Below are 24,715 nucleotides of genomic sequence, written 5' to 3' on the forward strand. Positions count from 1 at the left end.
CGGGAGGAAGTGGGGCGCACCAGTCAATCTCAATGGATCGTGAAGTAGTGGTTCGGGTTCGCCTGGATGTCGTCGGCGTCCGCATTGACGAGCGTCAGCGTATCGCCATGGCCGAAGTCAATGACCACGTTGCCACCAACCTGGGTGACGCGCGATGCCAGATCTTCCGGCGACGAAATGTCGAGGCCGTTGATGTCCTTCGAAATCTGCAGAAGGTCTTCGCCGGGCGTGAAGTCGAGGATGACGTCGTTGCCGCCACCACCGTCGAACACGAACACGTCGCTGCCCTCACCGCCGGTCATGACGTCGTCGCCCTGGCCGCCGTTGATGATGTCGTTGCCGGCACCACCGAACAGAATGTCGCTGCCGCGGCCGCCCATCAGCAGGTCGCTACCGTCGCCGCCAATGAGAATGTCGTTGCCGTTGTCGCCGTAGAGCAGGTCGTTGCCCTGGCCGCCGAACAGGACATCGTTCCCGTTGTCGCCATGGAGAACATCGTCGCCCCAGCCGCCGAACAGGGTATCGCTGCCGTTACCGCCGAACAGCATGTCATCACCTTCGTCGCCGAAAATGGTGTCGTCGCCATTGCCTCCGTTCACGAAGTCATCGCCACCACGGGCATGGATGAAGTCGTCGAAGCGTGAGCCAAAAAGGGCGTCATCATACGCGCCGCCTTCCAACGTGGCCATATGCTACTCCTCTTAGTTGTTGCTTACGTCATCTTGGTTGTTGCTTGCGCTCATCCCCGGTCTCAAACCGGTGGCGAGCGCGGCGACATTGCACTGCAAAAAAACATATGGCAACAGCAAAAAAGAAATAAAAACAGCTGTACTGTATTATTATCTGCTACCTACGATGTATATCTTGTATCAGTTTGATGATTATCCCTGAGATCTAAGGGGAGATAGTTTTGTTATTACTTAGAAATAAATTCAAAATTAGAAACAAATTGCCGGCGAAATTGAATTTCGCCGGCGCAGGTGGTGTTGGAGCCTTCTGGATCAGTCTTCGCGGAAGGCTCGATTGAGGCTCTCTGCAATCGGCGAGACCATGTAATCGATCGCCGAGCGCGGCTTGTGGACGATCAGCACCTCCGCAGGCATGCCGGGATAGAGGCGGATGTCCGGGTTGGCGGTGAGCGACGCCGGCGCAATGCGGGCGCGCGCCACGTAGTAGGAGACGTTCGACTTGTCATCGACCGATTGGTCGGCTGCGACGTAGCTGATTTCGCCGTCGAGCGGCAGGTGCGAGCGCTGGTTGTAGGCGGTCAGCCGGATCTGCGTCTTAGAGCCGATGCCGATGCTATCGATGTCTCGGGTCCCGACATGCATCTCGACGAGGAGCGGCTCGTCCTCGGGGACGATGTCGAGCAAGGGCTGGCCGGCAGAGACCGCGCTGCCGGGTGTGCGCAACTGAATGTTGGTGACGATGCCGGTCTGCGGCGAGCGGATTTCGAGGCGGCTCAAGACGTCCTTGGCCGAGACGAGCCGCTGTCCCACATCTGCAAGTTCGAGGCGGGCCGTCGTAATTTCGCCGGCGATCTCCGACTGGAATTCGTTCTCGATACCGGTCAGCCCGAGTTCCGCTCCGGCTTCCGCCTTTTCGGCCTGCGCCTTGTTGCCGGCAAGCTCACCGCGCGAAGCGGCAAGTTCGCTGAGCTTGGCATCGATCTCGATCAGCTTGGAGCGCTGCGCAAATTCCTTGGCCACCAGGGTTGCGATTGCGGTGCGCTGCTCATTGATCAGTTCGATCTGGCGATCGGTTGCCCTTATCTGCTCGGCAAGCGACTTGGCCCTTTCCGAGTACTCTTCGATGGTCTTGCCTTGAACCTCGAGCCGGCCGGCCTTTGCTTCACGCCGGCGCTCGAAGAAGTTCGTCTCCGCCTTGACCGCGTCGTCGGCGGCCGATTCCGAAGTGCCAATCAGCTCGTCCGGAAAGTCGATCTGCTTGGCTTCCGTCTGCTCCGCCTTGAGGCGGGCAAGCTTTGCGATCAGCCCGAGGCGCCGGCTTTGCAGTGCCTGAAGGTCGGACCGGGCGCGGGTGTCGGCAAGCTTGACCAGCGGCTGGCCGGACGTGACTCGGTCGCCTTCCTGGACGAGGAGGCGGTCGAGGATGCCGCCTTCGAAGTGGCTGACCGTCTTGCGCTTCGAATCGACCACGATCGTGCCACTTGCAACTGAAGCGCTGCTGAGTTCCGTCGAAAAGGCCCAGCCGAAGAAACCACCGAAGGCGACAAGGATCGTCGTCAGGCCCGCAAGGACCACACCGCGCAGCGGTGCCGTGGCACTGCTCTCCGCGTCCGCATCCAGCCCATGCAGCGGGTGGGGCCGTTCGGGGATCGCTGGCAGGTTCGCACGGTCGTCCTTGGCCACGAGTGTGCGCGCCTCGCGAGAGGCTGGCAGGTTCTGTTTGTTCGTCATGCGGATACGCCTTCCCGTCTCGGCTCGCCGGGTGTCATGGATGCGACCACGTCGGTGCGCGGGCCGAACTGGGTGATGCGCCCGTTTTCAAGAACGAGCAGTTTGTCGGCGGCCTGCATGATCGTCGGCCGGTGGGCGATCATGATGACGATCGCGCCGTCGTTGCGCGCCCGCTCGATCGCGCGGATCAATGCGCGCTCGCCGATGGCGTCGAGATTGGCGTTCGGCTCGTCGAGAACGATCAGGCGAGGGCGGTCGTAAAGGCAGCGGGCAAGGGCGATGCGCTGGCGCTGGCCGCCCGAAAGCGTCAGGTGCCCATCCCCGACCGGGGTGTCGTAGCCGAGCGGCAGGCGGCCGATCATGTCGTGCACGTCAGCAAGCCGAGCCGCTTCGAGCACCTTCTGGGGTTCGCCTTCCTCCATGCGCGAGATGTTGTCGCGGATTGTTCCTTCAAGCAGCGAAACGGACTGCGGCAGGTAGCCGGTCATCTGGCCAAAGGAAGCGCGTTCCCACAGATAGACATTGTTGCCGTCGAGGAAGACGCCGCCGGTGGTCGGCTTCTGAATGCCGACGAGGAGTCTGGCCAGCGTCGATTTTCCGGCCGCCGAGGGGCCGACGATGCCGAGCACTTCGCCGGGAGAGAGCGAGAAGGAGACGCCCTTGATGATCGGCACATCGAGGCCGGGCGCGGCGTAAACGAGCTTATCCACAACAAGATCGCCCTGCGTGCGGGGCTGCGGCATCGTCTGGCGTACGGCCAGATCCTGGTTCAGCGCGGTCTCTATCCGGCGCCAGCTTGCGATGGCGAGCACCCACTGGCGCCAGTTCTCGATCATCGAATCAAACGGGGCGAGCAGGCGTCCGACGAGGATGGTCGTTGCCATCATTGCGCCGGGGGAAATCTCCTGTTTCATCACGAGGATAGAGCCTGTTGCCAGTGCGGCCGCCTGGATCATGAAACGCAGCGAACGGGTGATCGAAGCCATCGCCTTGCTGCGGCTGCCGCTGGTCTCCAAAGCGTCGAGCGCATGCAGTTGCGCGGTGCGCCAGCGGCGGGCGAGCGCCGGCAGCATGCCCATCGCTTCGATCGCTTCGGCATGGCGCAAGCTTGAACCAATTTTCGAGACGGCCTCGATATTGGCTTGATTGGCCTCTTTCATCAGCCGGCGAGTCAGCAGGTCAGTCAGCAATCCACAGCATACGAGCAGAGCAATGGAAACGGCACCAAGAAGGCCGAACATCGGGTGCAGCGCAAACAGCACCCCGAGAAAGATCGGTGACCAGGCGGCATCGAGCGGGGCGCTGACGGCAGATGTCGTGAGGAAGCTTCGCAATTCGGCCAGGTCCCGCAGCGACTGGGTCGCCCGGGTCAGCCCTTGATCGGCGGCCGCCTGCACGGCGGCGGTCAGGACCGGCAAGTTCAGCCAGCGCACGACCGCACTGCCCATCGCCTGGAATGTCAGAGCCCTGATGTATTCGAGTATGCCGTAGATCACGAGCGCGCCGATGACGAGAATCGTCAGCATGGTCAGCGTGTCCATGCTCTGGCTGTTCAACACACGGTCATGAACTTGCATCATGTAGAGCGGTGTCGAGAGCTGCAATATGCCGATGCAAGCACTCAGCAGGGCTGCATAAATAAGTGCCAAAACGAACACGCGGCGTGCCTTCAAAATAAGCAGCTGTGGATCGTTTGCTCCATTTTGCACCTTCTTTGGCCCAATTTGGTTCTTGCTAATCATATTGCCTCGTTTGCTGTCACGCGTGGCGATTTTCTGGATAAGTTCGTTGGGGTCTTGAGGAAGCTATTTTGTTGGTTATCACTTAAATCACAGTGTTGCCGTGATAAGTGTGACACAATAATGGTGGAATGCTCAAGATAGTCGTATTCGGGGGGAGTAAAGGGGGCGAAAAATTGCTTCAAAATTTGAAGTAATTTTTGAATATCGTAGTAATGCTCAGTTGGAGAGAGGGATGAATCAAAGGATTCTCTATCCGTTCGCAGATTTTGGCGGCGCTGTTGCCATCCGCCCCGGGGATGACGCAGTTGGAAGTGCCCCTGAACATGACAATATTGACCAGGAGAGCGAAGCGTCCGTGGTCACATATTTCGAGCTGGCACGGATGATGGAACGGGCCAGCCGGCGTTTTACCGGCCTGTTGCGTGCCGAGCTGACGAAGCTCGGTGTCGACGATATCGGTCCGGCGCAGGCGATGGTCCTTCTGGCGATCGGCGATGCGGAAGTGTCGGTGGCGGAGCTTTTGGACCGTGGACACTATGTCGGCTCCAACGTTTCCTACTACCTGAAGCAGTTGGGCGACGGGGAGTATATCGACCGGGCTGCCTCCCAGCGCGACCGGCGCTCGGCCCGCATCAAGCTTTCGGACAAGGGCAGGCAACTCTGCGATGCCCTGCGCAAAGCGGCCGGCGCCTATGAACGTGTCCTCAGCCACGGCGAGCAGGACCGGCGCAATCTCGAAACCGCATTTCAAACGCTGCACCGGCTCGAGCTGGTTTGGGGGAATGCAACGCGCTACGGCATCTGAGATGCCCGCGCACAGGCTGTCCTTTCAACGGCTATAGGCAGGGAATATGCACGTAGCATTTGTACACCGGCGCGGCTTCTGCCAGTTCGCCGCTCTCGCGTCTCATCTGGCGCAGACGGGAAACGAAGTGACACTCGTGACGGAAACCGTGGATCAGCGGATTCCGTCAACGCGCGTCATTCGCCACCGAGCAGAACCCGGCCCGCAGGCCAATTCGCAGATGGCAAGGCACCTCGGTGTGCCTGACCATCATGTCCGGATCGGTCACCGGGTCGCCGAAACCTTCGATGCCATGGCCCGCCAGGGACAGGTGCCCGACGTTATCGTCGGGCACATCGGCTGGGGTGGCATGACCTTCGTCAAGGATGTGCTGCCCAACGTTCCGGCGCTCGGCTATTGCGAGTTTTTCTACCGCTCCGAAGGGGCCGATATCGGTTTTGCCCCTGACGACAAGCCCGACCAGGACACGCGCAAGCGGCTGCGGTTGCGCAACATGGTGCAACTCCTGACGCTTGATGCGATCGATGGCGGCTTCAGTCCGACCCAATGGCAAAGGAGCCTTTATCCGGCGGAACACCGCGCACGCATCGGCGTCTGCCACGAGGGCGTCGATACCCGCGTCTTCCGTCCTGACCCGTCGGCGTCGTTGAAGCTTCCGGACGGGCGGGTGCTGAAGGCGGGCGATCCGCCGATCGTGACCTTCGTCGCCCGCGATCTCGAGCCCTATCGCGGCTTCCCGCAGGCGCTGGAGGCAGCGGCAAAGGTCGCGAAGCGCCATCCCGACGCGCTCTTCGTTTTCGTCGGCGGCGACGGCGTCAGTTACGGCGCCCCGCCGCCCGGTGGTGGCTCCTGGAAAGACTACCTGCTTCAGTCCCTGGATATCCCGGCCGACCGGTTCCTGTTTCCAGGCGTAGTGCCGCATGGCGTCCTGAGGCAGCTGTTCCAGATTTCGGCCGCCCATATCTATCTGACCTATCCTTTCGTGCTTTCCTGGTCGGTTCTGGAGGCCATGGCCTGCGGCGCGCTCGTCATCGGTTCGGATACGGCGCCGATGCAGGAGGTGTTGAGCTCCGGCCGCAACGGCCTGCTCGTTCCCTTCTTCGATACGGATGCGCTGGCGGAGGCGATCTCCGGCGCCTTGCAGCAGCCGGAGAAGTATTCGGAGTTGCGTGCAGCGGCCCGCCGCACGGTCGAACAAAGGTTCCGCCTGGGCGATTGCATTGCACGGCAGATGACGTTGCTGGATAAGGCAATGGGAAATCCCGGATCCACTCAAATATTACGGGTCTCATCTGTATAATACTTCAAAACCCGAAGTATTATTTCACGAAAAACGCAAATATAACTTATTGTGCAGTGCAAATAACCTTGATATGCTTTCTCTAGGTCGTTGAATTCGCCGGTTTATTTCGTATCGGCGGATTCAACTACAGAGAGAATTCGGTTGTATTGAGGGTGGCGCGTGCAAGGGTTGGTGTCTTCTGGCGTGAGGTATTCGCAGGCGAAGAGAAAGCTGGTGTTGGCCTCGGATCACGATAGGGCGAGTGTCCAGGGCAGTGGTATCGAGCACCTGGTTCATTTTCTTCCGGCAGGCGATCGGCCTGATGCGACCCTGGAAAACGTATTTCCGTTGATCGGGCTTGCTTTTTCAAGGGAGGGCGAGGCGGATCTCGCCGACGGCATCGTCTCGTTGCGGGCGCTTGGCACCGTCCCGGAGATCCCGATCAAGCGCTTGAGCGCCGAGGCCGTCAGCGAAAGTGCTGGGCTCATTCAGGCGCTGGTCGACGGTGGTGTCGGGCGGCTTGCCCGGTTTTCGTCGGCAATCACATCCGAACTTGCGCTGCTTCGCCGCGAGCGTGAAACGCTGCTTGAAAACTATCGCGCACTCGAAGATGCGTTCCAGGCACGCAACTGGGAGCCGGTCGCCGAAGTCTTTGCGCACGACCCCTACGTCGATCCCAAGGACGAGGGCATCGGCCATCTGATTGCCAATGCCTTTGTCGAACAGCTCCTGCCGGTCTCCAGCCATGGCGTCGCCGGCATCGCGCTTCACTTCAATTCGGTCCCGCGGGATGGCGGCGAACTGGTCGTTGTCTTGAGTTATGTCGAGAGCGGCGAGGGGGTTGCCGAGTGGGCCGTTCCATTCTCGCAGCTCGTTCCAGGCTGGAACTTCTTTGCCCTGCCGCGCACCTGCGGGGGTGGCGCGAAGACCCTGCGGTTGCGCGTTTCGACGACCGGTAGTGAAACGATCGGGCTTTCGCTCGGCTATCCCATCGCCAGTGAACACTACACGGCTCGGTCCGAGACCCGCCACGCCGACCTTGATCTGCGCCCTCTAGCGTTCCGCGTCTATACCGGCCTGCCCGGCGTCAAGCCGACGCGCATGCCGAACATGATCGCGCCGACCGCGCTGCTCGACGGCCACTTCATCGAAGACTATCGTCTGTCGGTCGATCTGCTCAGCCAGATCGTCGATGTCTCGGTGACGCCGGTCGTGCCGGAATTCCAGACGGTGCGCTTTCTCGAACACGAACACGCCGTCGTCTGCCACCCGCTTGCAAACGGCGTGTCGGCCGGCGCCGTCGGTCGCGCTGTCGAGCCCGGCACCATATCCTTCTCCGCAAGCGCAGTGGTCGATCATCCCAAGGGCGCCCCGGCGGCCGTCAGCTTCCTGCTCGCTCCAGCGGGCTCGAACGCGCGCTCGGAAGTGGCCGAGCTTGCCCGCAAGGGATCGGTCAAGCCTTCGGCCTTCTTCAGTGGTTGGCGCGAAGTCACCAATGAGCAGCCGATCAACATCAACTTCCAGCTCGACGAGCCGGTGCGCCAGCCCATGGATCTGATGATCCTCAGCCGCGCGGTAACCGACTCGGTCGATTTCTCCTGGCTCAAGGTGTCGGGCTTCCGGATGGTCAAGCAGTCGGGTGGTGCGTCTCATGTCCAGCAATAGCGATCCACGGGACCTCGTTGCGATCGCCATGCCGCTCTATGGCCACGCGGCACTGGCGCTCGAAGCACTCGAATCCGCGCTCGCCTCGGATCTTGAGGGCTGCCGTATTGCTATCGTCGTTTCGGTCGACGGCGACCCGCGACAGGAAACCTTCGACCAACTGCTGCTCTATTCTGCGGCCCACCCCGATATCCACGTGGTGTTCGGCCGCAATGCCGGCCCCGGCGGCGCGCGCAACCGCGCCATCAACTATGTGCTCGAACACCTGCCCGAGGCGAAGGCCGTCTATTTCCTCGACGCCGACAACCGCGTCCTGCCGGGCACGATCGAGACACTCTATCGGCGTCTGCATGAAAGCGGCGCCGGCTGGGTCTATACCAACATCGACACCTTCTCGGTGAGCTGGCGGGCCCATTATGGCAACCAGTATTCCAGGCTGGTCCACTGCATCACCGACAACATCTGCGACACCGGCTCGATGATTTCGATCGAAGTCTTCCAGGAAGGCGTTCGGTTCAACGACGACCGGCAGAACGGTTTCGAGGATTGGGAGTTCTGGCTTTCCTGCGTCGAGCACGGCTTCGTCGGAACGCCTTGCCACGACACGACGTTCGAATACCGCCTGCGCGCTGAAAGCCGTTTCAAGGAAGCCAACCGCGACCGCGCAACCTCCGTGAGCTTCCTCAGAAAGCGCCACAAGGCCCTGTTCCAGCGGCCGATGCTCGTCGATTTCGAGCATGAGGAGTGCCCGCGTTATCTCTTTGCGCGCACCGAAGACGCGGCGATCTCGTTCTTCACCGATCCGACGAAGCAACCGAAGCGGCTGCGGCTCGACGACATCATTCCGGCCTTCTGGGCAAGCACCGGCGAGCCCGACAACGTACATTTCCCGCCCTTCGTCATGGCCGGCAGCGGTGCGACGATCGATCTGCTCTTGCGCTCGCGCATGCTGCCCAACGTGCTTTGCCACCTGGAGCGCTTGAGCGAGAAGGCCAATGTCGTCTTCGTGCATCTCGGCAACGACGCGACGCAGCGCAAGATCGAGCCGACATTCCTCGACGCCGGCGCCCAGCATCTCGGCCAGCCGGATCTCATCTTCATATCGACGGCGCTCCTGCGTGACGTCATCCGCAACAACGCGCTCGACTGGTTCGCCTCGATCGGCACGCAGCAGGTCTGGCCGACCTCGGCGGTGCTCAATGTGCGCTTCCCGTTCCCGCGCGCCCTTCCGCGCCGCACGCTGATCACGCCGCAACAGGTGATGATCAATTGCGTCAACGCGATCGCCACCAGTCCGCTTCGCCGCACGGCCGGCCGTCGCTGGACCTGGCGACCCGCACGGCTCATGCCCTATTCCGACCTGCACAAGGCCTTGCGAACGGAAATCGGCGGTTCGCCGGTGCTGCCGCTCGGGCATAGTGAAGCCGGCAAGAAGACCGCGGCACTTCTCGTGCCGAACGCGTCCTTTGGTGGCGCCGAGAAGGTCATCTATGCCGCCTCGCGCGAGCTCAGGGCCGCAGGCTACGAGACGCATCTGTTCGTGCTCGGCACCAGCCGCATGGACGTGATCGACGAGTTCGATTCGAGCTTCGACTATGTTCACTTCTGGGATCAGGGCATCCCGGCCTGGGGCGGCTCCGGCTCGTTCCTCGGCCAGGATTTCATCGCCGACCACCATGAAGTCGACTGGGGTGCGCTGAAGGGCCAGCTTTCGGGCTTCGATCTCGTCATCAACAACCATGTGATGGCGATGCATCCGCTGATCGCGCGGCTGCGCTCGGAAGGCACGCGCACGGCCTGCTATCTGCACGTCGTCGACAACACGCCGTTCAAGCGCCCGGCCGGCCAGCCTTTTGCCGCCATCGCCCACGAGCATTGCTACGACGCTTTCCTCACCTGTTCGGAACAACTGAAGTTCTACCTGCACAGCTTCGGCGTGCCGCTCGAAAAGATCTTCGCCGTTCCGAACGGCGCAAGTTTTTCCGTGCCGCCCAAGGTGCTTGCAGATGTGCTGCAGGTGCGGCGGATCGAGCGCAAGGACGACCGGTTGCGTCTGCTCTACATGGGCCGTCTCGACCAGCAGAAAGGCATCGACCGTCTGGCTGCGACGATCTCCGAATTGCGGGCCGCACACGTGTCGTTCGACGCGCGGGCGATCGGTGGCGAGATCCTGGCGGACGCTTCGTTCTCCTGGACGGACCGGCTCAAGGAGCTGGGCGTCGACGTGCGTCCTCCGGTCTTTGCCAGCCGCGACCTGATCAAGGCGCTCGGCTGGGCCGATGTGCTGATCATGCCTTCGCGCTGGGAAGGTGCCCCGCTGATGATCGCCGAAGCCCAACAGCTCGGCTGCGTGCCGATCGCGACCGCGGTTGGCGCCGTCGACGAACTGATCGTCGATCGCGAGGACGGCATCCTGATCGACGCCTCCTCGGATCCCCAGGTCGTGCGCGACATGGTGAAAGCTATCGCCGAGGTCTCCCGTGATCGCAACCTGCTTGCGCCGATTATGGAAGGGTGCCTCAGAACCGCGGCCCGCCGCGCCTGGTCCAACTCCTTCTCGGAGTTCCTCGGCTGGTGCGATGGCGCCGTGAACAATTCCTCACTTTCGCGCGCCAAGGTCATCCGGGCGCGTGAGACATCCGATACCGGCGTCGCAGCTGCAGGCTGATCGACCCGTACGACTTTTCAAAGAGAAGGGACTTACGCATGCGTCCAAGAATCCTCCTGACGGGCATTCCTGGTCATTACACGCGCCTCGCAAACGGCGCCAATGGCCTGTCGGTTTCCTATTCGGAACGGCAAAAACAGCCCGAATCCAAGGACGAGTTTCTTCAGGAGCTTCGCAACATCAGCAACACCGGCAACTATCTGATCGGTGAGGGCGCTCTGCGTGCTATTGCGCCCCACGCCAAGCAGATCCCGTTCTGGCATCTTTACAACGCCCACAAGAACGGCACCGGTTTCGATGAATTCAACAACAACTTCGACATCTGCGTGTTCACCTGCGCCAATCTGTTGCGCAAGGGGCTTTCTGCGGATGCCGAGGCTGATGTCTTGAGCAAGCTCAAGATGCCGATCGTCATGCTCGGCATCGGCCACCAGAACCGCAAGGACCTGGAAACAGGCCTGCCGGAGGGGACGAAGCGTCTGCTCGATGTTCTCAAGGACCGCGAGCACTATTTCCTGACCCGCGGCTACGAAACCGCCGGCTACCTGAAGGACCAGGGATTCAAATACGTCCGGCCAACCGGCTGCCCCTCGGTCTATTTCGCGCCGAACAACATGCGCGCGTCAATGAAGAAGCTGCCCGACGTCAAGATCGGCCAGGCAAAGACGATCTTCTCGGGCTATCTCGGCGCCAATCACGATTGTATCGTCGATGCGATCGCGCTCAACCCGGAAGGCGCCACGCCGCAATACATCATCCAGGACGAATTCCTGCACTTCGACATGAAGGTCGAGCCGGATGCCGATGGCAGGGTCTTCGATTCAAGTTCGGGCAAGATGCTCGGCGAACTCGCTTTCCCAGGGGCTGAGCGCCAGAAGGTGCCCTTCGATGTGCGCACCTTCTTCGATACCAACATGTGGCGCGCCTGGGCCTCGCACATGGACTTCAATTTCGGCCGTCGTTTCCATGGCTCGATCATTGCCATGCAGGCAGGCGTGCCGAGCCTGATGGTGGCCGTCGACGACCGCATGCGCGAAATGCTGGGCTTTACGGGCCTGCCGTCGGTCGACGTCCAGGAGCTCGAAAAAGCGGAAAACCGCGCGGAGTTCGTAGCCAGCCATCTGGCCGGGCTGAACGCCTCCGAGCTGGTCGATCGCTATTCCGATCGCGAGCGCAATTTCCGCACGGTGCTGCGCGAGATCGGCATCGGCCTCTAAACACGGATGCCTTGGGCACGTTCGACCCGAGGCGCTCAATTCATGAAGTTAGGGCGGCGTGGTGAGGATTGCAGATCCGCTTCCTCGTGCCGCCCTCGCTCTTCCTCAACTCTGTCGGCCAGTCCACAAACCAGGTGTATCGATGCGTATCCTGCTCACCGGAATTCCCTCCTACCTCCAGCGTACCGTCGCGCGCGTTTCCGGTGCGACGGTCCATCACAAGCCCTATTTCGACGACATCCGAAGCAAGAAGGATCTGGTCGACCAGGTCAAGAAGATCGCCAACACCGGCAACTACCTGATCGGCGAGGGTGCAGCTTACGCCTTGCGCGGTCATGACGTGACCTATGTGCCGTTCTGGCATCTGGTCAACAGCCGCGGCGCCAACGACGTCTACGATGCCCTGAACAAGGAATTCGACATGTGCGTGTTCGCCTCGGCGAACCTGCTGCGTCCGGGATACTCAGCCGATCTCGAAGCGGACGTGTTCGAGAAGCTGAAGATGCCCGTCCTGGTGATGGGTATCGGTATCCAGAAGCGTGAGGGTCTCAAGGAAAACCTACCGGCCGGTACGTTGCGGTTCCTCGAGGTATTGAAGCAGAAGGAAAGCTTCTTCCTGACCCGCGGCTATTTCACCGCCGAGTTCCTGCGGGCTGAGGGCATGAAGTTCGTCAAGCCGACCGGCTGCCCCTCGCTCTTCTTCGCGCCCAACGAGATGCGCCACTCCTTGACCTCGCTTGCCAATGCCGATTTGGCGTCGTCACAGAAGCTCGCGCTCGGCGGCTATCTCGGCAGCGTTGCCGACACCATCGTCGATGCCCACGCACTCCTGAAGCCCGAGAGCGTGGCAAGCTACGTCATCCAGGACGAGATCGTCGCCTACAACCTGACGTTGCCCGTCGATGACAACGCGCCGGTCTATGACCGCTCCAGCGGCCGCATCACCGGCAAGACCGAATACAAGCATCAGGAGAAGTGGCAGCGGCAGAATGAACTGATGGTGTTCTTCGACACCAACCAGTGGCGCGCCTGGTCATCGACTCGGGACCTCTGCATCGGCCGTCGTTTCCATGGCTGCGTCATCGGCATGCAGGCCGGCACGCCCTCGCTGATGATCGCCGTCGATGACCGCATGCGCGAGATGCTCGAGTTCATCGGCTTCCCCTATATCGAGGCGGGCGTCTGGAATCGTGAGGCGGACAAGAAGACGCATCTCGCCAGCTTCCTGTCGAAGATCGATGCGCAGGCGGTTACCGAACGTTATTCGGCGTGCGAGGCGAACTTCCAAAGTGCGCTGAAACAGGTTGGCATTTAATCTGCCCCTGACCCGGGCAGCGCCGTTGGCGCTGCTCCTTGCCGCCCTGGTCTCCTGGGCGGCGCTTTCGCGTGGCGCTCCGGCGTGGGCGGCCGAGACTGCAGCTGCACGCTTCGGCGTCAACCGGCTCAACCTCGCCTGGCTGGAGCACGCGGATCAGGAACGCATCCTTCGCGAAATTGCCGACAGCGGCGCGACGCATGTGCGGTTGTCGCTGTCGCGCCCCGTCGACAAAAGCATCGACGCGCTGGAGATCGCCAATCGGCTCGGTCTGCAGATCCTGCTCGAAATCCAGCTGTCGAACAAAAGCTATTATCCGGACCGCGTCTGGCCGCGCACCGGCTTCGGGCGCATCTGGGACATCAATCGGCTGTCTGATCTCGATCTTGAGCGTTACCGCGCCGGCCTGACGTCGGCGCTGCAGCGCATCGATGCCCTTGGCATTCGCCTGGAAGCGGTGGAACCCGGAAACGAGATCAATCTCGCTGGCTATAACGGCGATCTCGTCGTCTACGAGAAGCCAGGCCAGGCCACGCCGCGACATCTCGGCGAACTCAAGGATCCCCAGGCGTTCGAGAAGGGGCTCGACAATTACGTCGCGGCGCTGAAGGTCACCCGCGACGCCGTTCAGGCCAGCGCCAACAGCAAGGCGATCATCGTTTCCGCCGGGCTCTCCGACATGGGGCCCAAGGAAGCAGACCGGCAAGGAATGGAGCGGCTGGACCCGGCCGAGGTGATTGCGCTTTTGAAGGCGCGGGGCATGGACAAACTCGTCGATGCCTATGGCATTCACATCTATCCGGCGCGCAAGGATAAGGCTGCGATCACGTCGATCGTCACCAGACTTCTCGATTTCTGCGCACCTGCCGACCGGGGACGGCCCTGCTGGGTGACGGAATGGGGGATTGCCAACACGGCGCGCAGTTGCCCCGTCGACGATCGTGAACGCGAAGGGGCGATGTCGGCCATGCGGACGGTCTTCGAGCGGTTTGCCGAGGAAAAACGCCTGGATGCCGCCTACTACTATGACTGGGACACTCAGCAGAATTACCGGTTATGGCGCTGCGGTCGTCTGAGCCCGGCCGGCGTGCTCGCGATCGAACCGGCCAAGGACGGTTGAAAACCGTACAGGTCGCGCGGGCCGAAGCGTGTTGGATCAGCGCCGCGTTGCGCGGCTCGTCGCCGGCTCAAGCCCCTTGCCGCGGTAGGTGACGGGAATGCCGAGTTCCTCGTGGGTCCGCGCCAGCGTTTCCAGCCACGTCGCCAGTTCCTCCGGCACCTTTTCGTCTCCCGTCTCCATCGCCTCGATCCATGCCAGGTTGCAATGGAGGGCGCTTGCCAGATTGATCGGCGTCCAACGAAGAACGAGAAGGCATTGGGTGAAACGGGCGGGTGTCATCGGTCGTGCTCAAGGTTGCATGTGGAATGGATGAAGCAGGCTTTACACGTCGAAATAAGTCAAGGTGATGACTTGCCGCGGCCAAAAGCCGTGATCTTTTCGTGAGTTAGAATTGATTGGGCAAAATGCCGCAGCGCAGCATGCGTTTGGCGCCTTTCACACGGCATTTGCCGGGAACGCCTGGAACCGATTGCCACGCCCAAGAAGCCAAATCGGCAAAAATGCGGGACTGACTGTCGCTCAGCAGGGGGTTCTCTGCCCCGAACCGGTGCGAATCGCGCGCCTTTGAGGTTGAATGGCCGCAAATTCCGAGGACCGATTCGGTCCTGGACAAAGCGCTGAGGCGATCAACCGTTGCATGCACCCCTCTACCAGACCGCGATCAACATCGCCGCGAAGGCCGCGTTCTATCTGTCGCTCGCGATGCTGCTGCCGGCCGCCGTCGATCTGTTCTATGGCCACCCCAACTGGAGGGTGTTTGCCGGTTCGGCCTTTGCGACCGGCGGGCTGTCGCTCCTGGCGATCGCTGCCACGCAGGGCGGCTCGCCGCTGTTCAGCCGCAAGATGGGCTTTCTCGTCGTCAATCTTCTCTGGATCGTCGTCTCGCTGGTCGGCGCCATGCCCTTCTGGCTGTCGTCGCTGAAGCTCGATTTCGCCAAGGCCTTCTTCGAATCGGTGTCCGGCATCACCACGACGGGGTCGACCGTCATCAGCGGCCTCGACCATGCGCCTCCAGGCATTCTTCTCTGGCGCTCGATCCTGCACTGGCTCGGCGGTATCGGGATCGTGGCGCTTGGGCTCTTCGTAATGCCCTATCTCAGGGTCGGCGGCATGTCCTTCTTCAAGATGGAGTCCTCGGACACCACCGAAAAGCCCTTCGCCCGCATCGTCACCTTCACGCGCGCCTTCATCCTGATCTATGTCGTGATGACGGTGACGTGCACGATCATCTTTTCCTATCTGGGCATGAGCCGCTTCGACGCGATCAACCACGCGATGTCGACGGTCGCGACCGGTGGCTTTTCCACCCACGATGCCTCGCTCGGCTATTTCAAGAGCGTACCGATCCTCTGGGTTGCAACCTTTTTCATGACGCTCAGCAGCCTGCCGTTTTCCGTGCTCATCCTCTTCATTGTCCGTGGCCGGCTCGACACGCTGAAGGATCCGCAGATCATTGTCTTTCTGTCCTATCTGACGGCCCTCGCGCTCGCCGCAAGCCTTTACCAGCGGATCGTCAACGGGGTCTCGGCGCACGAGGCGTTGGCGCACGGCTTCTTCACCGTCTCCTCCATCCTGTCGACCACCGGTTTTGCCAGCGACGATTACATGCTCTGGGGTGAGTTTATTGTCGCGCTTGCCTTTGCGGCCACCTTCATGGGCGGCTGTTCCGGCTCGACGGCGGGCGGCATGAAGGCCTACCGCTTCATCATCATCTTCAATTCGATCCGCGCAGGCCTTTTCAAGCTGATCTACCCGAACGCGATCCACACCGTGCGCTACGGAAAAACCTTGGTCGATATCGACGTGCAGCGCACCGTGTTCATGTTTTTCACGGCCTACATGTTCATCTGGGCCTTCGGCAGCCTGGCGATGGGCGCCATGGGTTACGATCTCGTCACGGCGGTGTCGGCGGTCGCAACGGCGCTTTCCAACGTTGGCGCCGGGCTCGGCCCGATCATCGGGCCGGCCGGCAACTTCTCCACGCTCACCGACCCGGCGCTCTATCTCCTGTCGCTCATGATGCTGCTCGGCCGTCTGGAGATCCTGACGGTGCTCGTCATCCTGACACCGCTCTTCTGGAGGAACTGAGCGACAGGTCGAAACGAGGCGCGCCCTGTCAGGCGGCCTCGGTCTTGCGGCGCGTGCCGGCGCTTTCGATGTAGTACTTCTCGTAGCGGTGGCGATAATGCTCGGCACCGCCAAAGTCGCTGTACTTTGCCAGTTCCTGCATATCGGTCTTGTTGAGAATCACGCCGAGGATCTTGGCGTTGATCTGCGGCTCCGAATGCAAGAGGTCGCGCACCAGCCGCGACGGCGTCCGTCCCCATTCGGCGACGAAGAGGAAACCGTCCGCAAGCGGCGAGAAGGCCTTGGCATCGACGACCGGGGCGAGGGCCGCAAGATCGACGACGACATAGTCGAACGACTTGCGGGCGTTGTCGATGAGCTCTGCCATGGCCGGCGAGGCGAGCAGCTCATGGCTGTCATAAGGCCCGTTGCCGTCCACAGCTTCACCGCCGACCGGCAGGATCGCAAGTTTCGTCTGCTGGTCGATCTTGATGCCCGCCGGCCAGGATGCCTGCCCGGTCAACGCTTCAACCAGACCCGCCTTCGGCGGCGGATTGATCATCTTGCTCAGACCTGGCTTGCGGATGTCGGCATCGATCAAAAGGGTCTTCTTGCCGCTTGCGGCAAGAAGGGCCGCGAAGTTCGCGGCGATGATCGACTTGCCTTCATCGGGCACCGCCGAAGCGATGCCGATGACGCGCGAGCCGTTGCCGGTCAGCATCCTGTCGCAGGCGAGCTTGGCGTTGCGGAAGGTCTCGGTGAAGGAAGAGCGGGGAGCGTCGAGCACGATACGGCTGAGCCGTTCGAACGATGGAGCCCCTTGCGTGACCGGTGGCGGCATCTTGTTCTTCATCAGCTTGGCGCGAACGAGATCCGTCGTTCCCGGATGGCGGGGGCCAACCAACGGAATGTAGCCGAACGACCGGTGACCGAGGATGGCGCGCACGTCGCCTTCGAGCCGGAACGTCCGCTCGCGGAATTCCTGGAAGGCGGCAAAGGCGCCGCCCGCCATCAGGCCGAGCACCGCCGAAAGCGCCAGCACCATGGTCTTCTTCGGGCTCGACGGCGAGGTCGGGACGCCGGCGCTGGAAATCACCCGCGCCTTCGCAATCGGGAAGGAGCGCTGCTGCGAGGCCTGCTCGTAGCGGTTCAGATAGGTTTCATAGAGCGTCTTCAGTGCGGCCGCCCTCTGCTCCAGTTCGCGCAGGTGCACGAGCGAGAGATTGGCGTTCGCGTTGCGGCCGGTGGTGCCTTCGATGTTTTCGCGCAGCGACGCTTCGCGTGAGCGCGCCACCTCGTATTCGTTGCGGTAGCTTGCCGTCAGTTGCTGCAGTTCCTGGAAGATCTGGCGGCCGACATCGGTCTTCTCCTTGCGCAGCGACACGGCCTGCGGGTGGTCGGCGCCGAAACTCTGGCTCACGTCCTGTTCACGCTTGCTGACCGCAAGGTAGCGCGTGCGCAGATCACGGATGACCGAGTTGTCGCCTTCCTTGGCGGAAATCGTTGCATTCTTGACGGCCGTCTCCGGTCCCTGGTCGACGATCGCTTGGAACTGCTTGTAGCGCGCCGAGGCGCTTGCGCTATCGGCCTGGGCAATGATCAGCTGGCTGTTGAGATCAGCCAGTTGCTGTTCCGACATGAGTTCGCCGCGCGCCAGCGTCAGGCCGTTTTCGCTGCGGTATTTTTCCACCTCCAGCGCGGCGGCCTGCGTGCGTTGTCGAAGGTCTGCAAGACGTTCCTGCAACCAGACAGAGGCTCGTTCCGTCGCCTCGAAGTTGGCGTTGAGCTGGTCGTTGAGATAGGCGTCGGCATAGGTGCGAACGATGCCAGCGGCGAGCTGCGGATCGCTCGAGCGATAGGCCAGCGAAACGACGGAGCTTCGCGTCACGCGTTCGACGGCCAGTCCCTGCTGCAGAAGTGCCGCTGCCTTTTGTCTCCGGCCGTTACGGGCCATGTCCTCGGAAATCTCCGGCCCGCTCGAGAATATGCTCGTAACCGACTTCAGTCCGTCCTTGACGACGTCGAACGGCGAGCGCGGCGGATTGAGGACGGTATCGTTGTCGGCAAGGTTCATCTTGTCGACGACACGCAGGGCAAGTTCGCCGGATTTCAGGATTTCCACGGCGCTGGCAATCTGGGTGTCGAGCAGGGCGCTGTTTTGCGGCGGCGCCTGCTCTTCGGCAAATTTCGACAGGTTCTCGTCGAGAAGGACCTGCGTTGCCGATGTGTAGAGCGGTGTTGCGAAGAACAGGTAGGCGACACCGAGGGCGATGAAGAGCGCCACGAACAGGCCGACCATTCTGGCGCGACGCAAGACGACCGAAAACAGACGATCGAGGTCGATGAAGCCGTCGGGCTCCTCCACGTTGCGCGGTACGACACTGTTGAAGGGGAGACTTCTTTGGTTCATTGGGTCGCTCTGTCCGTTTCCCTTTGGTCCGAAGGCTGGCGCCTCTTCTTTTCAAAAGAGGCGCCGAAGCCAGTTATGCGGCGCGGATGCGGCCTTCGTGAGACAGGACCATGTCCTTGACCGAAGCATAGACCGCGTCGCCGAGATCGGAACGCGCCAGCGCGAAGGCGACATTGGCGGCGATGAAGCCTTCCTTGGAGCCGCAGTCGAACGTGCGTCCATCATAGGGATGGGCGTGAAACGCTTGATTTTGCGACAGTTTCAGCATGCCGTCGGTCAACTGGATCTCGTTTCCGGCGCCGCGCGGCTGGTGGGCGAGGATGTCGAAGATCTGCGGCTGCAGGATGTAGCGGCCGTTCAGATAAAAATTGGACGGGGCTTCGCCCATGCGTGGCTTTTCGACCATTTGCGTGACTTCGAAGCCATAGGGGACGGCGGCACCCTTGCCGACGATGCCATATTTCGAGGCATCTTCCGGAGCGCACTGCTCGACGCCGACAACGTTGCCGCCGGTCTGGCGGTAGAGGTCGACAAGACCGGCCATGCAGCCGCTCCCGCCGTGGCAGAGCATGTCCGGCAGGAGCAGCGCGAAGGGCTCGTCGCCGATGACATCGCGGGCGCACCAGACGGCATGGCCGAGACCGAGCGGCGCTTGCTGCCGGGTAAAGCTGACGGAACCGGCGCGCGGCAGCATCTCCTCCAGTTCGGAAATCTGGGTGTTCTTGCCGGAGCGGGTCAGCGACGAGATGAGTTCAGGCGTGTCGTCGAAGTGGTCTTCGATCGCCTGCTTGTTGCGGCTGGTCACGAAAACGATGTGCTCGATGCCCGCCTCGCGGGCTTCATCGACCGCATATTGCACGACCGGACGATCGACGATCGTCAACATCTCCTTCGGTATCGCCTTCGTCGCGGGAAGAAACCGCGTTCCATTGCCGGCGACCGGGATCACAGCTTTCCTGACGGTCCTGATACGGTCCATGGTCTTATCCTTTACTTACGTGCGGGCTTCCGCCCGAGGTGGGTCGTTCGGCCGCCACCGTCGAGGTGGCAGGCGTCATGCGTGCGATTGGCGCAAGCAGCCGGCGCATTCGCACGGCGATCGGCATTCTGAGGTGCCGAAGCGCTCTGGGGTTGGTCAGAGCCACCCGGGTGGCTCCGGCCAGCGATCTGGATTTCAGGTGTTCGACGAGGCGAAGGAAGGCGTGCGCTTCCACGAGGCTTCTCTCGCGCCGGCGCTGCATCGCCATTGCCTCAACATCGAGCGTGTGCCTGGCTAGGAATTCCCGGTCGGCCGTCATCATCGCTTCGATGTGGCGCAGTTCGAGCACGCGCGAGATCGAGCCTTCTCTGATGTGATAGCAATAGCCCGCGGAGGGATCGATGGCGCAGCGGCCGCCACGGGCAAGCGCCGAGGCGAGCAGGATGTAATCCTCACCGATCCGGATCGTCTCCTCGAAGCGCAAGCGATGGTCGTTGAGGAACCGACGCTCGAAGATCGGCTTCATGTAGCCGAAATTGAAGGTCGAGCGGAAAAGCACGTTCGAACCGATGAAGGCCGCAAGCGTCAGCGTTCGGCGGCGCTCAAGCTCAGCCTCGGGAAACATGCGCTCCAACCGCCCGTCGAGATTGAGGACGTCGATGTTGTCGACCACAATCGAAGCCTCGGTCGCGGAAGCAAGGTCGATCATGCGCGACAAGCGCTCTGGGCTGACGGTATCGTCCGCGTCGAGAATGGCGATCCAGGTGCCGCGCGTCGCTTCGAGGCCGGCATTGCGCGCGCCTCCAGGCCCGCGGTTTTCGGCAAGCCGCAGCAGCCGCACGCGCGGATCTGCGAGTTCCTCGACGACCGCGCAGGTCTCGTCCTTCGAGCAATCGTCGACGACGATCACTTCGACATCGACGCCTTTCTGCGCAAGCGCACTGTCGATCGCGCGTCGGACCGTTTCGGCAGCGTTATAGGCCGCGATGACGAAGCTGACGTCGGGGGCGCGTTGCGTCATCAGGCGGTCGCTGCTCCGTATTGCTGAAGCTCGCGCACGCCGATGAGGCCGCTGACGACGCCCGCATGCATGATTGCGCGCAGCGCGTAGCGGGAGCGGGCGACCGGCGAGCCAAGCAGCAGCAGACTGGCGACCGCGCAATAGCCTGATTTCGCCGTCGCGCGGACGATTTCGGCAACGCGGCTGCCGGCTTGACCCGGTTCACCCAAGAGCCGGCCATGGGTCTGGCCGGAACGGAATCGGCGTTTCGCCAGCCAGGCAAGCCGCGCACGTTTCTCCGGCACAGGTTCGAAGACCAGCGCATCGGGTGCGTAGGCCAGACGCCCGCCATCCGCATGCATGTGGCGGAAGAACTCCGTATCCTCGCCGCCCGTCTGCCCGAGCGCGAGGTTGAACCGCCTGTTGAAGACGACTGCGCGGGTGAGATCGATGAGGACATTGCAGGTATAGCCCGTGCGGATCTCTCCATCGACCCAAACCGGCCGGGTCGAATGAAAATCGCCGCGGCGCATCCAATTCGGGGCAGACAGCGTGTATTCGGCGCGAACCGGGCCGAGCACGACATCGGCGCCGGTCGTCTGCGCGGTATCGAGCAATTGCACGAGCCAGGTCCTCGACACCGTCTCGTCATCGTCGACGAAGGCGAGATAGTGCCCGGTGCAGTTGTCGAGACAGGCGTTGCGGGCGATCGAAATGTTCGACGCCGGGCAATGCACGTAGAGGATCTCGCAAGGCATGGTCGGGCGCATCTGGTTGACAAGCGCCTCCGCACTCGGCGTCACGTCGTTGTCGGCGACGATAATGCGGATCGCAACATCTGCAGGCACGGTGATGAGCGCGAGGGAATGCAGCGTTTCTGCAAGCTCCGGCCGGCGAAACGTGCACACCGCTATGTCGATCTGCGTCTGCGCGACGGTGTTGGTCATGGTGCCACCCTCCGGTTACGCGTGGTGAGCAATTCCCGCCAGAAGCCGGCCGACCAGGCAAAATGCATGACCATTGCCGAAACGGCGGCGAGCGGGCCGTAGGGGTTCTTCTGGCCGAGCGCCATCCACATGCCGTAGCCGATGCAGGCCGCAGCCCAGAGCGCGACCGGAACGACCGCAAGCCAGCTGACGACCGCGAGCAACGCGCCGACGGCGACCGGAGCGACTGCCAGCGGCAGCAGCTGCCTGAGATTCGGCCAGGCGCGGTGCTTCAACACATTGCGCGCGCGTCCGCGGCCATAGGCGAAATACTGGCGGAAGAGCGGCCCGACCTTGGCGCGGGGGTAGTAGACCATGCTGGTCCGGTCGGTCATCCAGATGCGGTAGCCTGCCTGACGGAAGCGATAGTCGAACTCCGCATCTTCGTTGTGGCTGAAGATCTCGTCATAGCCGCCGATCGCCTCGAAGGCGGAAACGCGCATCAACGCATGGTGACCGTGATCGGCCCAGTGGCTCGTCGCGCCCAGCCGGTGCTTGGCTCCGCCATTGCCGAGCTTGGAATTCTGGGCGTAGGCCGTGGCCTTCTGGAAGGGCGTGAAGCCAACCGTCTGCATGGCGACGACGACCGAGTCCGCGCCGGTCTGAAGCGCCTCTTCGACGAGACGCTCGCAGTAATCGTCCGGATATGTGCCGTGCGCATCGATGCGGATCATGTAGTCGAAGTCGGCGCCGTGGCGCGCGACGGCGAGATTGATCGCCGCGCTCTGGATGCGTTTCGGATTGTCGAGCACCAGCACGGCCGTATACTTCTCGGCCAGACGCGCCGCGATCTCGCGGGTGCCGTCGGTGCTGCCGCCGTCAGCGATCAGAATGGCACCGTTGAGGCGCGTTGCCGCGGGTAGCAAGGCCTCAACGAGGCCTTGCAGATGTTCGGCCTCGTTGAGGCAGGGAATGACGATGAGAATACGCATGCTCATGACAATCCACCTTCGTTTTGGGGCGTTGAGGCATTTTGATGTGCTTGCGGGAATTCCAGCGCGATGCGCGGCGGGGCGGCGGACGTAACGGCCGACAGGCGGCGCACGAGACCCTCGCAATCGCTGCGATTGAAGATCCAGGTTTCCGGCGCGCAGGCAGCGATCCTCCGGGACGTGGCGTCGTAAATCTCTGAGGTCATCGACCCCATGAGCGCGGCAAGTGCGGCGGGATCAGCTTCGTCGAGCAGCACGCCAAGGCCGCGTATGGCCAGGAACCGCGCGGTCTCGGTGCCGCGCAGCGCGATCGGCACCCGCCCGAAGCGGCAGCCTTCATAGAGCCGGTTCGGCAGCAGCCATTTGGAGTTCTGGCCTTCCTCGAAGAAGTCGATTGCCCAGGTGAAGTGCACGTCGGAATAAATCGCGCCAAGCTCTTCCGGACTGCGATAGGGGCCGTGGAACGTCATGAAAGGTTCGTTCTGGATGAAGCCGTCGAAGTCGTCGAACTCGCGATAGGCCGGCCGGCCGCGCAAAACGATTTCGAAGCGGCCCTCCATGCGGCGCGAGAAGGACGCCAGCAGCGCCAGCGATTTGCGGCAGCGCAGGGCACCGAACCAGCCGATCCGCCACGGGCCATCCGTCGGCGCGGCGGCGGCGGTCACCGATGGCCGCGCATCGGTTTCGTCGAGCTCGAGCACCTTGTTCTCAAGCATCATAGTCGGGGCCGAGATACCCGATAGCGGGCGGAAATAGTTCTCGACGAAGGCGGGAGAACTGGTAATCAAAAGGCGCGCCTCGCGCCCAAGCAGGCGTTCGCTTGCCCGCAAGGTCTTGCCAGCGATGCCGGGGGACAGGAGCAGGCGGTGAATGTCGAGGCATTCGTAGACAATCGGCACGTCACCGCCGAAGAGGCTGACGGCCATTCTGGCGATCGCCAGCATGTCGAGGTTGCGGGCAATGATCAGGTCTGGACGTTCGACGCCACGCAGCGCCTGCTTCAGCGAGAGACAGCTCTTCGCGATCGCACCGACACGCTGGACGAACCGACCGTCATGCGTGGTGCCGAGCTCGACCGGTACGATTCCCTCGATCGTCGCCAGCGGGTTTGCGTCGCGCCTGAAGCCTGCAAGCGTCAGCTGTGCGCCGCCTGCAAGCAACATCAGCACCCGCCGGCGAACGGCGGGGTCGGCAAGATCCTGTGCGAAGTAAAGTATCTTCAGCATGAACATCCAGTTTTCTGTCCGGCCGTGCCGGGCATGGTTCAAATTTCGCGCCGTGCAGCGGCCAGAGCCAGGCGGCCGACCGTGCTCCCGCTCGTCGGCTAGTTCGTCTTGCAGGCAATCGACTCAGGGAACTGGCAGTCGTCCCCCGGTGCGGTGAAAGCCACCCGGTCGACCTGCATCATCGAGGGCCCCTTGTAGGCAAAGGCGCCCATCCAATCCGTCAGGGTGTCCGTTCCCCAAAGGCTGAAGAAAATCTTCTGCGGATTGGCCGGTATCTTTGCGGGGTCGGTGACCTCGTGGACCAGTTCGCCATTTACGTAATAGCGAATGCGCTCCTTCTCCCAGACGAAAGCGTAGTCGTTGAAGCCCTGGTTGGCGCCTCCCGGCACATCGACCAGCTTCTCGTTGCCGCCCTTGGCCGAGACGTATTGGTTGATCTGCACCTTCGCCGGGTTCTTGCCGAGCACTTCGAAATCGATCTCGTCATGCGGCTTCTTGTCGGCTGGCCCGATATAGGTGAAGAAGGCGGAGTTCAGCCCCGAGCCGTCGGCCGTCTTGATCCGCGCCTCGTAGGTGCCGTAGCTGAAGCGCTTGCGGGTCTGGATTTCGCCGCAGGCGTAATTGCGCTCGCCGAGTTTTCCTTCGGTAAACGTCAGTTCGGCGATGCCGTTGGCGACTTTCGCCTGCTTTTTCGACCAGGTGCAGTTCTGATGCGCGCCATTGTTCCAGCCGTCCGAGACGTACCAAACGGCAGTGTCGAGCGTATCGAAATTGTCGATGAAAGAGGTACCCGTAGCGGTTCCTTCGGCCAGGGCCGGGCCGGCAAGGCCGGCGGCGAGGAGGGTGAGCAGGGCGAGGCGGTGAGGTCGTTTCGATCTCAT

19 protein-coding genes are annotated in these 24,715 nt (G+C 62.0%); 8 read left to right on the plus strand and 11 right to left on the minus strand.

Going from position 1 to position 24,715, the window contains the following annotated elements:
* Positions 1-29: 29 nt before the first annotated feature.
* The 3 genes from M2267_RS22780 to M2267_RS22790 all read right to left on the minus strand — a co-directional run bounded on the left by M2267_RS22780 (position 30) and on the right by M2267_RS22790 (position 4,162).
* Entirely contained in the window at positions 30-689 is a 660-nt protein-coding gene (locus M2267_RS22780; RefSeq protein WP_402322968.1) for a calcium-binding protein, read from the minus strand.
* A gap of 312 nt (positions 690-1,001) precedes the next feature.
* On the minus strand, positions 1,002-2,420 hold the full coding sequence (locus M2267_RS22785; protein ID WP_429117341.1) for an HlyD family type I secretion periplasmic adaptor subunit: 1,419 nt from the start codon (positions 2,418-2,420) through the stop codon (positions 1,002-1,004).
* Entirely contained in the window at positions 2,417-4,162 is a 1,746-nt protein-coding gene (locus M2267_RS22790) for a type I secretion system permease/ATPase (protein ID WP_429117343.1), read from the minus strand. The genes M2267_RS22785 and M2267_RS22790 overlap by 4 nt, the downstream gene beginning before the upstream one ends.
* Before the next feature lie 232 nt (positions 4,163-4,394).
* On the opposite strand from M2267_RS22790, the gene M2267_RS22795 reads away from it, so the two are divergent.
* From M2267_RS22795 to M2267_RS22825, 7 genes are all read left to right on the plus strand, one after another.
* Positions 4,395-4,967 carry a MarR family transcriptional regulator gene (locus tag M2267_RS22795; protein WP_043612747.1) on the plus strand — a complete coding sequence of 191 codons (573 nt, stop codon included), beginning with the start codon at positions 4,395-4,397 and terminating at the stop codon, positions 4,965-4,967.
* A 46-nt stretch (positions 4,968-5,013) separates the two neighbouring features.
* Complete coding sequence (locus tag M2267_RS22800) at positions 5,014-6,267, plus strand: glycosyltransferase family 4 protein (RefSeq protein WP_429117347.1); 1,254 nt, start codon at positions 5,014-5,016, stop codon at positions 6,265-6,267.
* Positions 6,268-6,441: 174 nt separating this feature from the next.
* Entirely contained in the window at positions 6,442-7,914 is a 1,473-nt protein-coding gene (locus M2267_RS22805; protein WP_197067100.1) for a DUF6212 domain-containing protein, read from the plus strand.
* Positions 7,901-10,582, plus strand: a complete 2,682-nt coding sequence (locus M2267_RS22810) for a glycosyltransferase (RefSeq protein WP_429117350.1) — start codon at positions 7,901-7,903, stop codon at positions 10,580-10,582. The genes M2267_RS22805 and M2267_RS22810 overlap by 14 nt, the downstream gene beginning before the upstream one ends.
* A gap of 38 nt (positions 10,583-10,620) precedes the next feature.
* Entirely contained in the window at positions 10,621-11,799 is a 1,179-nt protein-coding gene (locus tag M2267_RS22815; protein WP_429117352.1) for a polysaccharide pyruvyl transferase family protein, read from the plus strand.
* 142 nt (positions 11,800-11,941) lie between these two features.
* Positions 11,942-13,114, plus strand: a complete 1,173-nt coding sequence (locus M2267_RS22820; RefSeq protein ID WP_429117354.1) for a polysaccharide pyruvyl transferase family protein — start codon at positions 11,942-11,944, stop codon at positions 13,112-13,114.
* A gap of 46 nt (positions 13,115-13,160) precedes the next feature.
* Positions 13,161-14,234 (plus strand): glycoside hydrolase, encoded by a 1,074-nt coding sequence (locus tag M2267_RS22825; protein WP_429117781.1) that lies wholly within the window; start codon positions 13,161-13,163, stop codon positions 14,232-14,234.
* A 36-nt stretch (positions 14,235-14,270) separates the two neighbouring features.
* Here M2267_RS22825 and M2267_RS22830 read toward each other — a convergent pair whose 3' ends face one another.
* The gene (locus M2267_RS22830) at positions 14,271-14,513 is read right to left on the minus strand and encodes a hypothetical protein (RefSeq protein WP_043612741.1); all 243 of its coding nucleotides are present in this window, start codon (positions 14,511-14,513) and stop codon (positions 14,271-14,273) included.
* Positions 14,514-14,867: 354 nt separating this feature from the next.
* Between M2267_RS22830 and M2267_RS22835 the strand changes: the two genes are divergently transcribed.
* On the plus strand, positions 14,868-16,322 hold the full coding sequence (locus M2267_RS22835; protein WP_429117357.1) for a TrkH family potassium uptake protein: 1,455 nt from the start codon (positions 14,868-14,870) through the stop codon (positions 16,320-16,322).
* Between the two features lie 28 nt (positions 16,323-16,350).
* Here M2267_RS22835 and M2267_RS22840 read toward each other — a convergent pair whose 3' ends face one another.
* From M2267_RS22840 to M2267_RS22870, 7 genes are all read right to left on the minus strand, one after another.
* Complete coding sequence (locus M2267_RS22840; protein WP_429117360.1) at positions 16,351-18,711, minus strand: polysaccharide biosynthesis tyrosine autokinase; 2,361 nt, start codon at positions 18,709-18,711, stop codon at positions 16,351-16,353.
* A 73-nt stretch (positions 18,712-18,784) separates the two neighbouring features.
* On the minus strand, positions 18,785-19,690 hold the full coding sequence (locus M2267_RS22845; protein WP_429117363.1) for a UTP--glucose-1-phosphate uridylyltransferase: 906 nt from the start codon (positions 19,688-19,690) through the stop codon (positions 18,785-18,787).
* Positions 19,691-19,694: 4 nt separating this feature from the next.
* Positions 19,695-20,711, minus strand: a complete 1,017-nt coding sequence (locus M2267_RS22850) for a glycosyltransferase family 2 protein (RefSeq protein ID WP_429117366.1) — start codon at positions 20,709-20,711, stop codon at positions 19,695-19,697.
* The gene (locus M2267_RS22855; RefSeq protein ID WP_429117369.1) at positions 20,711-21,637 is read right to left on the minus strand and encodes a glycosyltransferase; all 927 of its coding nucleotides are present in this window, start codon (positions 21,635-21,637) and stop codon (positions 20,711-20,713) included. Before M2267_RS22855 ends, M2267_RS22850 begins: the two co-directional genes overlap by 1 nt.
* A complete protein-coding gene (locus M2267_RS22860; RefSeq protein WP_429117782.1) occupies positions 21,634-22,608 on the minus strand; it encodes a glycosyltransferase family 2 protein in 975 nt (324 codons plus the stop codon). Before M2267_RS22860 ends, M2267_RS22855 begins: the two co-directional genes overlap by 4 nt.
* Positions 22,609-22,610: 2 nt before the next feature.
* On the minus strand, positions 22,611-23,834 hold the full coding sequence (locus tag M2267_RS22865) for a glycosyl transferase family 1 (RefSeq protein WP_429117371.1): 1,224 nt from the start codon (positions 23,832-23,834) through the stop codon (positions 22,611-22,613).
* Between the two features lie 98 nt (positions 23,835-23,932).
* The gene (locus tag M2267_RS22870) at positions 23,933-24,715 is read right to left on the minus strand and encodes a glycoside hydrolase family 16 protein (RefSeq protein WP_429117374.1); all 783 of its coding nucleotides are present in this window, start codon (positions 24,713-24,715) and stop codon (positions 23,933-23,935) included.

This window comes from Ensifer sp. KUDG1, from assembly GCF_050434285.1.
In the GTDB taxonomy this organism is placed as follows: Bacteria; Pseudomonadota; Alphaproteobacteria; order Rhizobiales; family Rhizobiaceae; genus Ensifer.

What these genes read in the sequence shown, in the direction of transcription:
- M2267_RS22780 (WP_402322968.1), bottom strand. Translation starts at nt 689, where the DNA reads ATGGCCACGTTGGAAGGCGGCGCGTATGATGACGCCCTTTTTGGCTCA.
- M2267_RS22785 (WP_429117341.1), bottom strand. Translation starts at nt 2,420, where the DNA reads ATGACGAACAAACAGAACCTGCCAGCCTCTCGCGAGGCGCGCACACTC.
- M2267_RS22790 (WP_429117343.1), bottom strand. Translation starts at nt 4,162, where the DNA reads ATGATTAGCAAGAACCAAATTGGGCCAAAGAAGGTGCAAAATGGAGCA.
- M2267_RS22795 (WP_043612747.1), top strand. Translation starts at nt 4,395, where the DNA reads ATGAATCAAAGGATTCTCTATCCGTTCGCAGATTTTGGCGGCGCTGTT.
- M2267_RS22800 (WP_429117347.1), top strand. Translation starts at nt 5,014, where the DNA reads ATGCACGTAGCATTTGTACACCGGCGCGGCTTCTGCCAGTTCGCCGCT.
- M2267_RS22810 (WP_429117350.1), top strand. Translation starts at nt 7,901, where the DNA reads ATGTCCAGCAATAGCGATCCACGGGACCTCGTTGCGATCGCCATGCCG.
- M2267_RS22815 (WP_429117352.1), top strand. Translation starts at nt 10,621, where the DNA reads ATGCGTCCAAGAATCCTCCTGACGGGCATTCCTGGTCATTACACGCGC.
- M2267_RS22820 (WP_429117354.1), top strand. Translation starts at nt 11,942, where the DNA reads ATGCGTATCCTGCTCACCGGAATTCCCTCCTACCTCCAGCGTACCGTC.
- M2267_RS22830 (WP_043612741.1), bottom strand. Translation starts at nt 14,513, where the DNA reads ATGACACCCGCCCGTTTCACCCAATGCCTTCTCGTTCTTCGTTGGACG.
- M2267_RS22840 (WP_429117360.1), bottom strand. Translation starts at nt 18,711, where the DNA reads ATGAACCAAAGAAGTCTCCCCTTCAACAGTGTCGTACCGCGCAACGTG.
- M2267_RS22845 (WP_429117363.1), bottom strand. Translation starts at nt 19,690, where the DNA reads ATGGACCGTATCAGGACCGTCAGGAAAGCTGTGATCCCGGTCGCCGGC.
- M2267_RS22850 (WP_429117366.1), bottom strand. Translation starts at nt 20,711, where the DNA reads ATGACGCAACGCGCCCCCGACGTCAGCTTCGTCATCGCGGCCTATAAC.
- M2267_RS22855 (WP_429117369.1), bottom strand. Translation starts at nt 21,637, where the DNA reads ATGACCAACACCGTCGCGCAGACGCAGATCGACATAGCGGTGTGCACG.
- M2267_RS22860 (WP_429117782.1), bottom strand. Translation starts at nt 22,608, where the DNA reads ATGCGTATTCTCATCGTCATTCCCTGCCTCAACGAGGCCGAACATCTG.
- M2267_RS22865 (WP_429117371.1), bottom strand. Translation starts at nt 23,834, where the DNA reads ATGCTGAAGATACTTTACTTCGCACAGGATCTTGCCGACCCCGCCGTT.
- M2267_RS22870 (WP_429117374.1), bottom strand. Translation starts at nt 24,715, where the DNA reads ATGAGATCGAAACGACCTCACCGCCTCGCCCTGCTCACCCTCCTCGCC.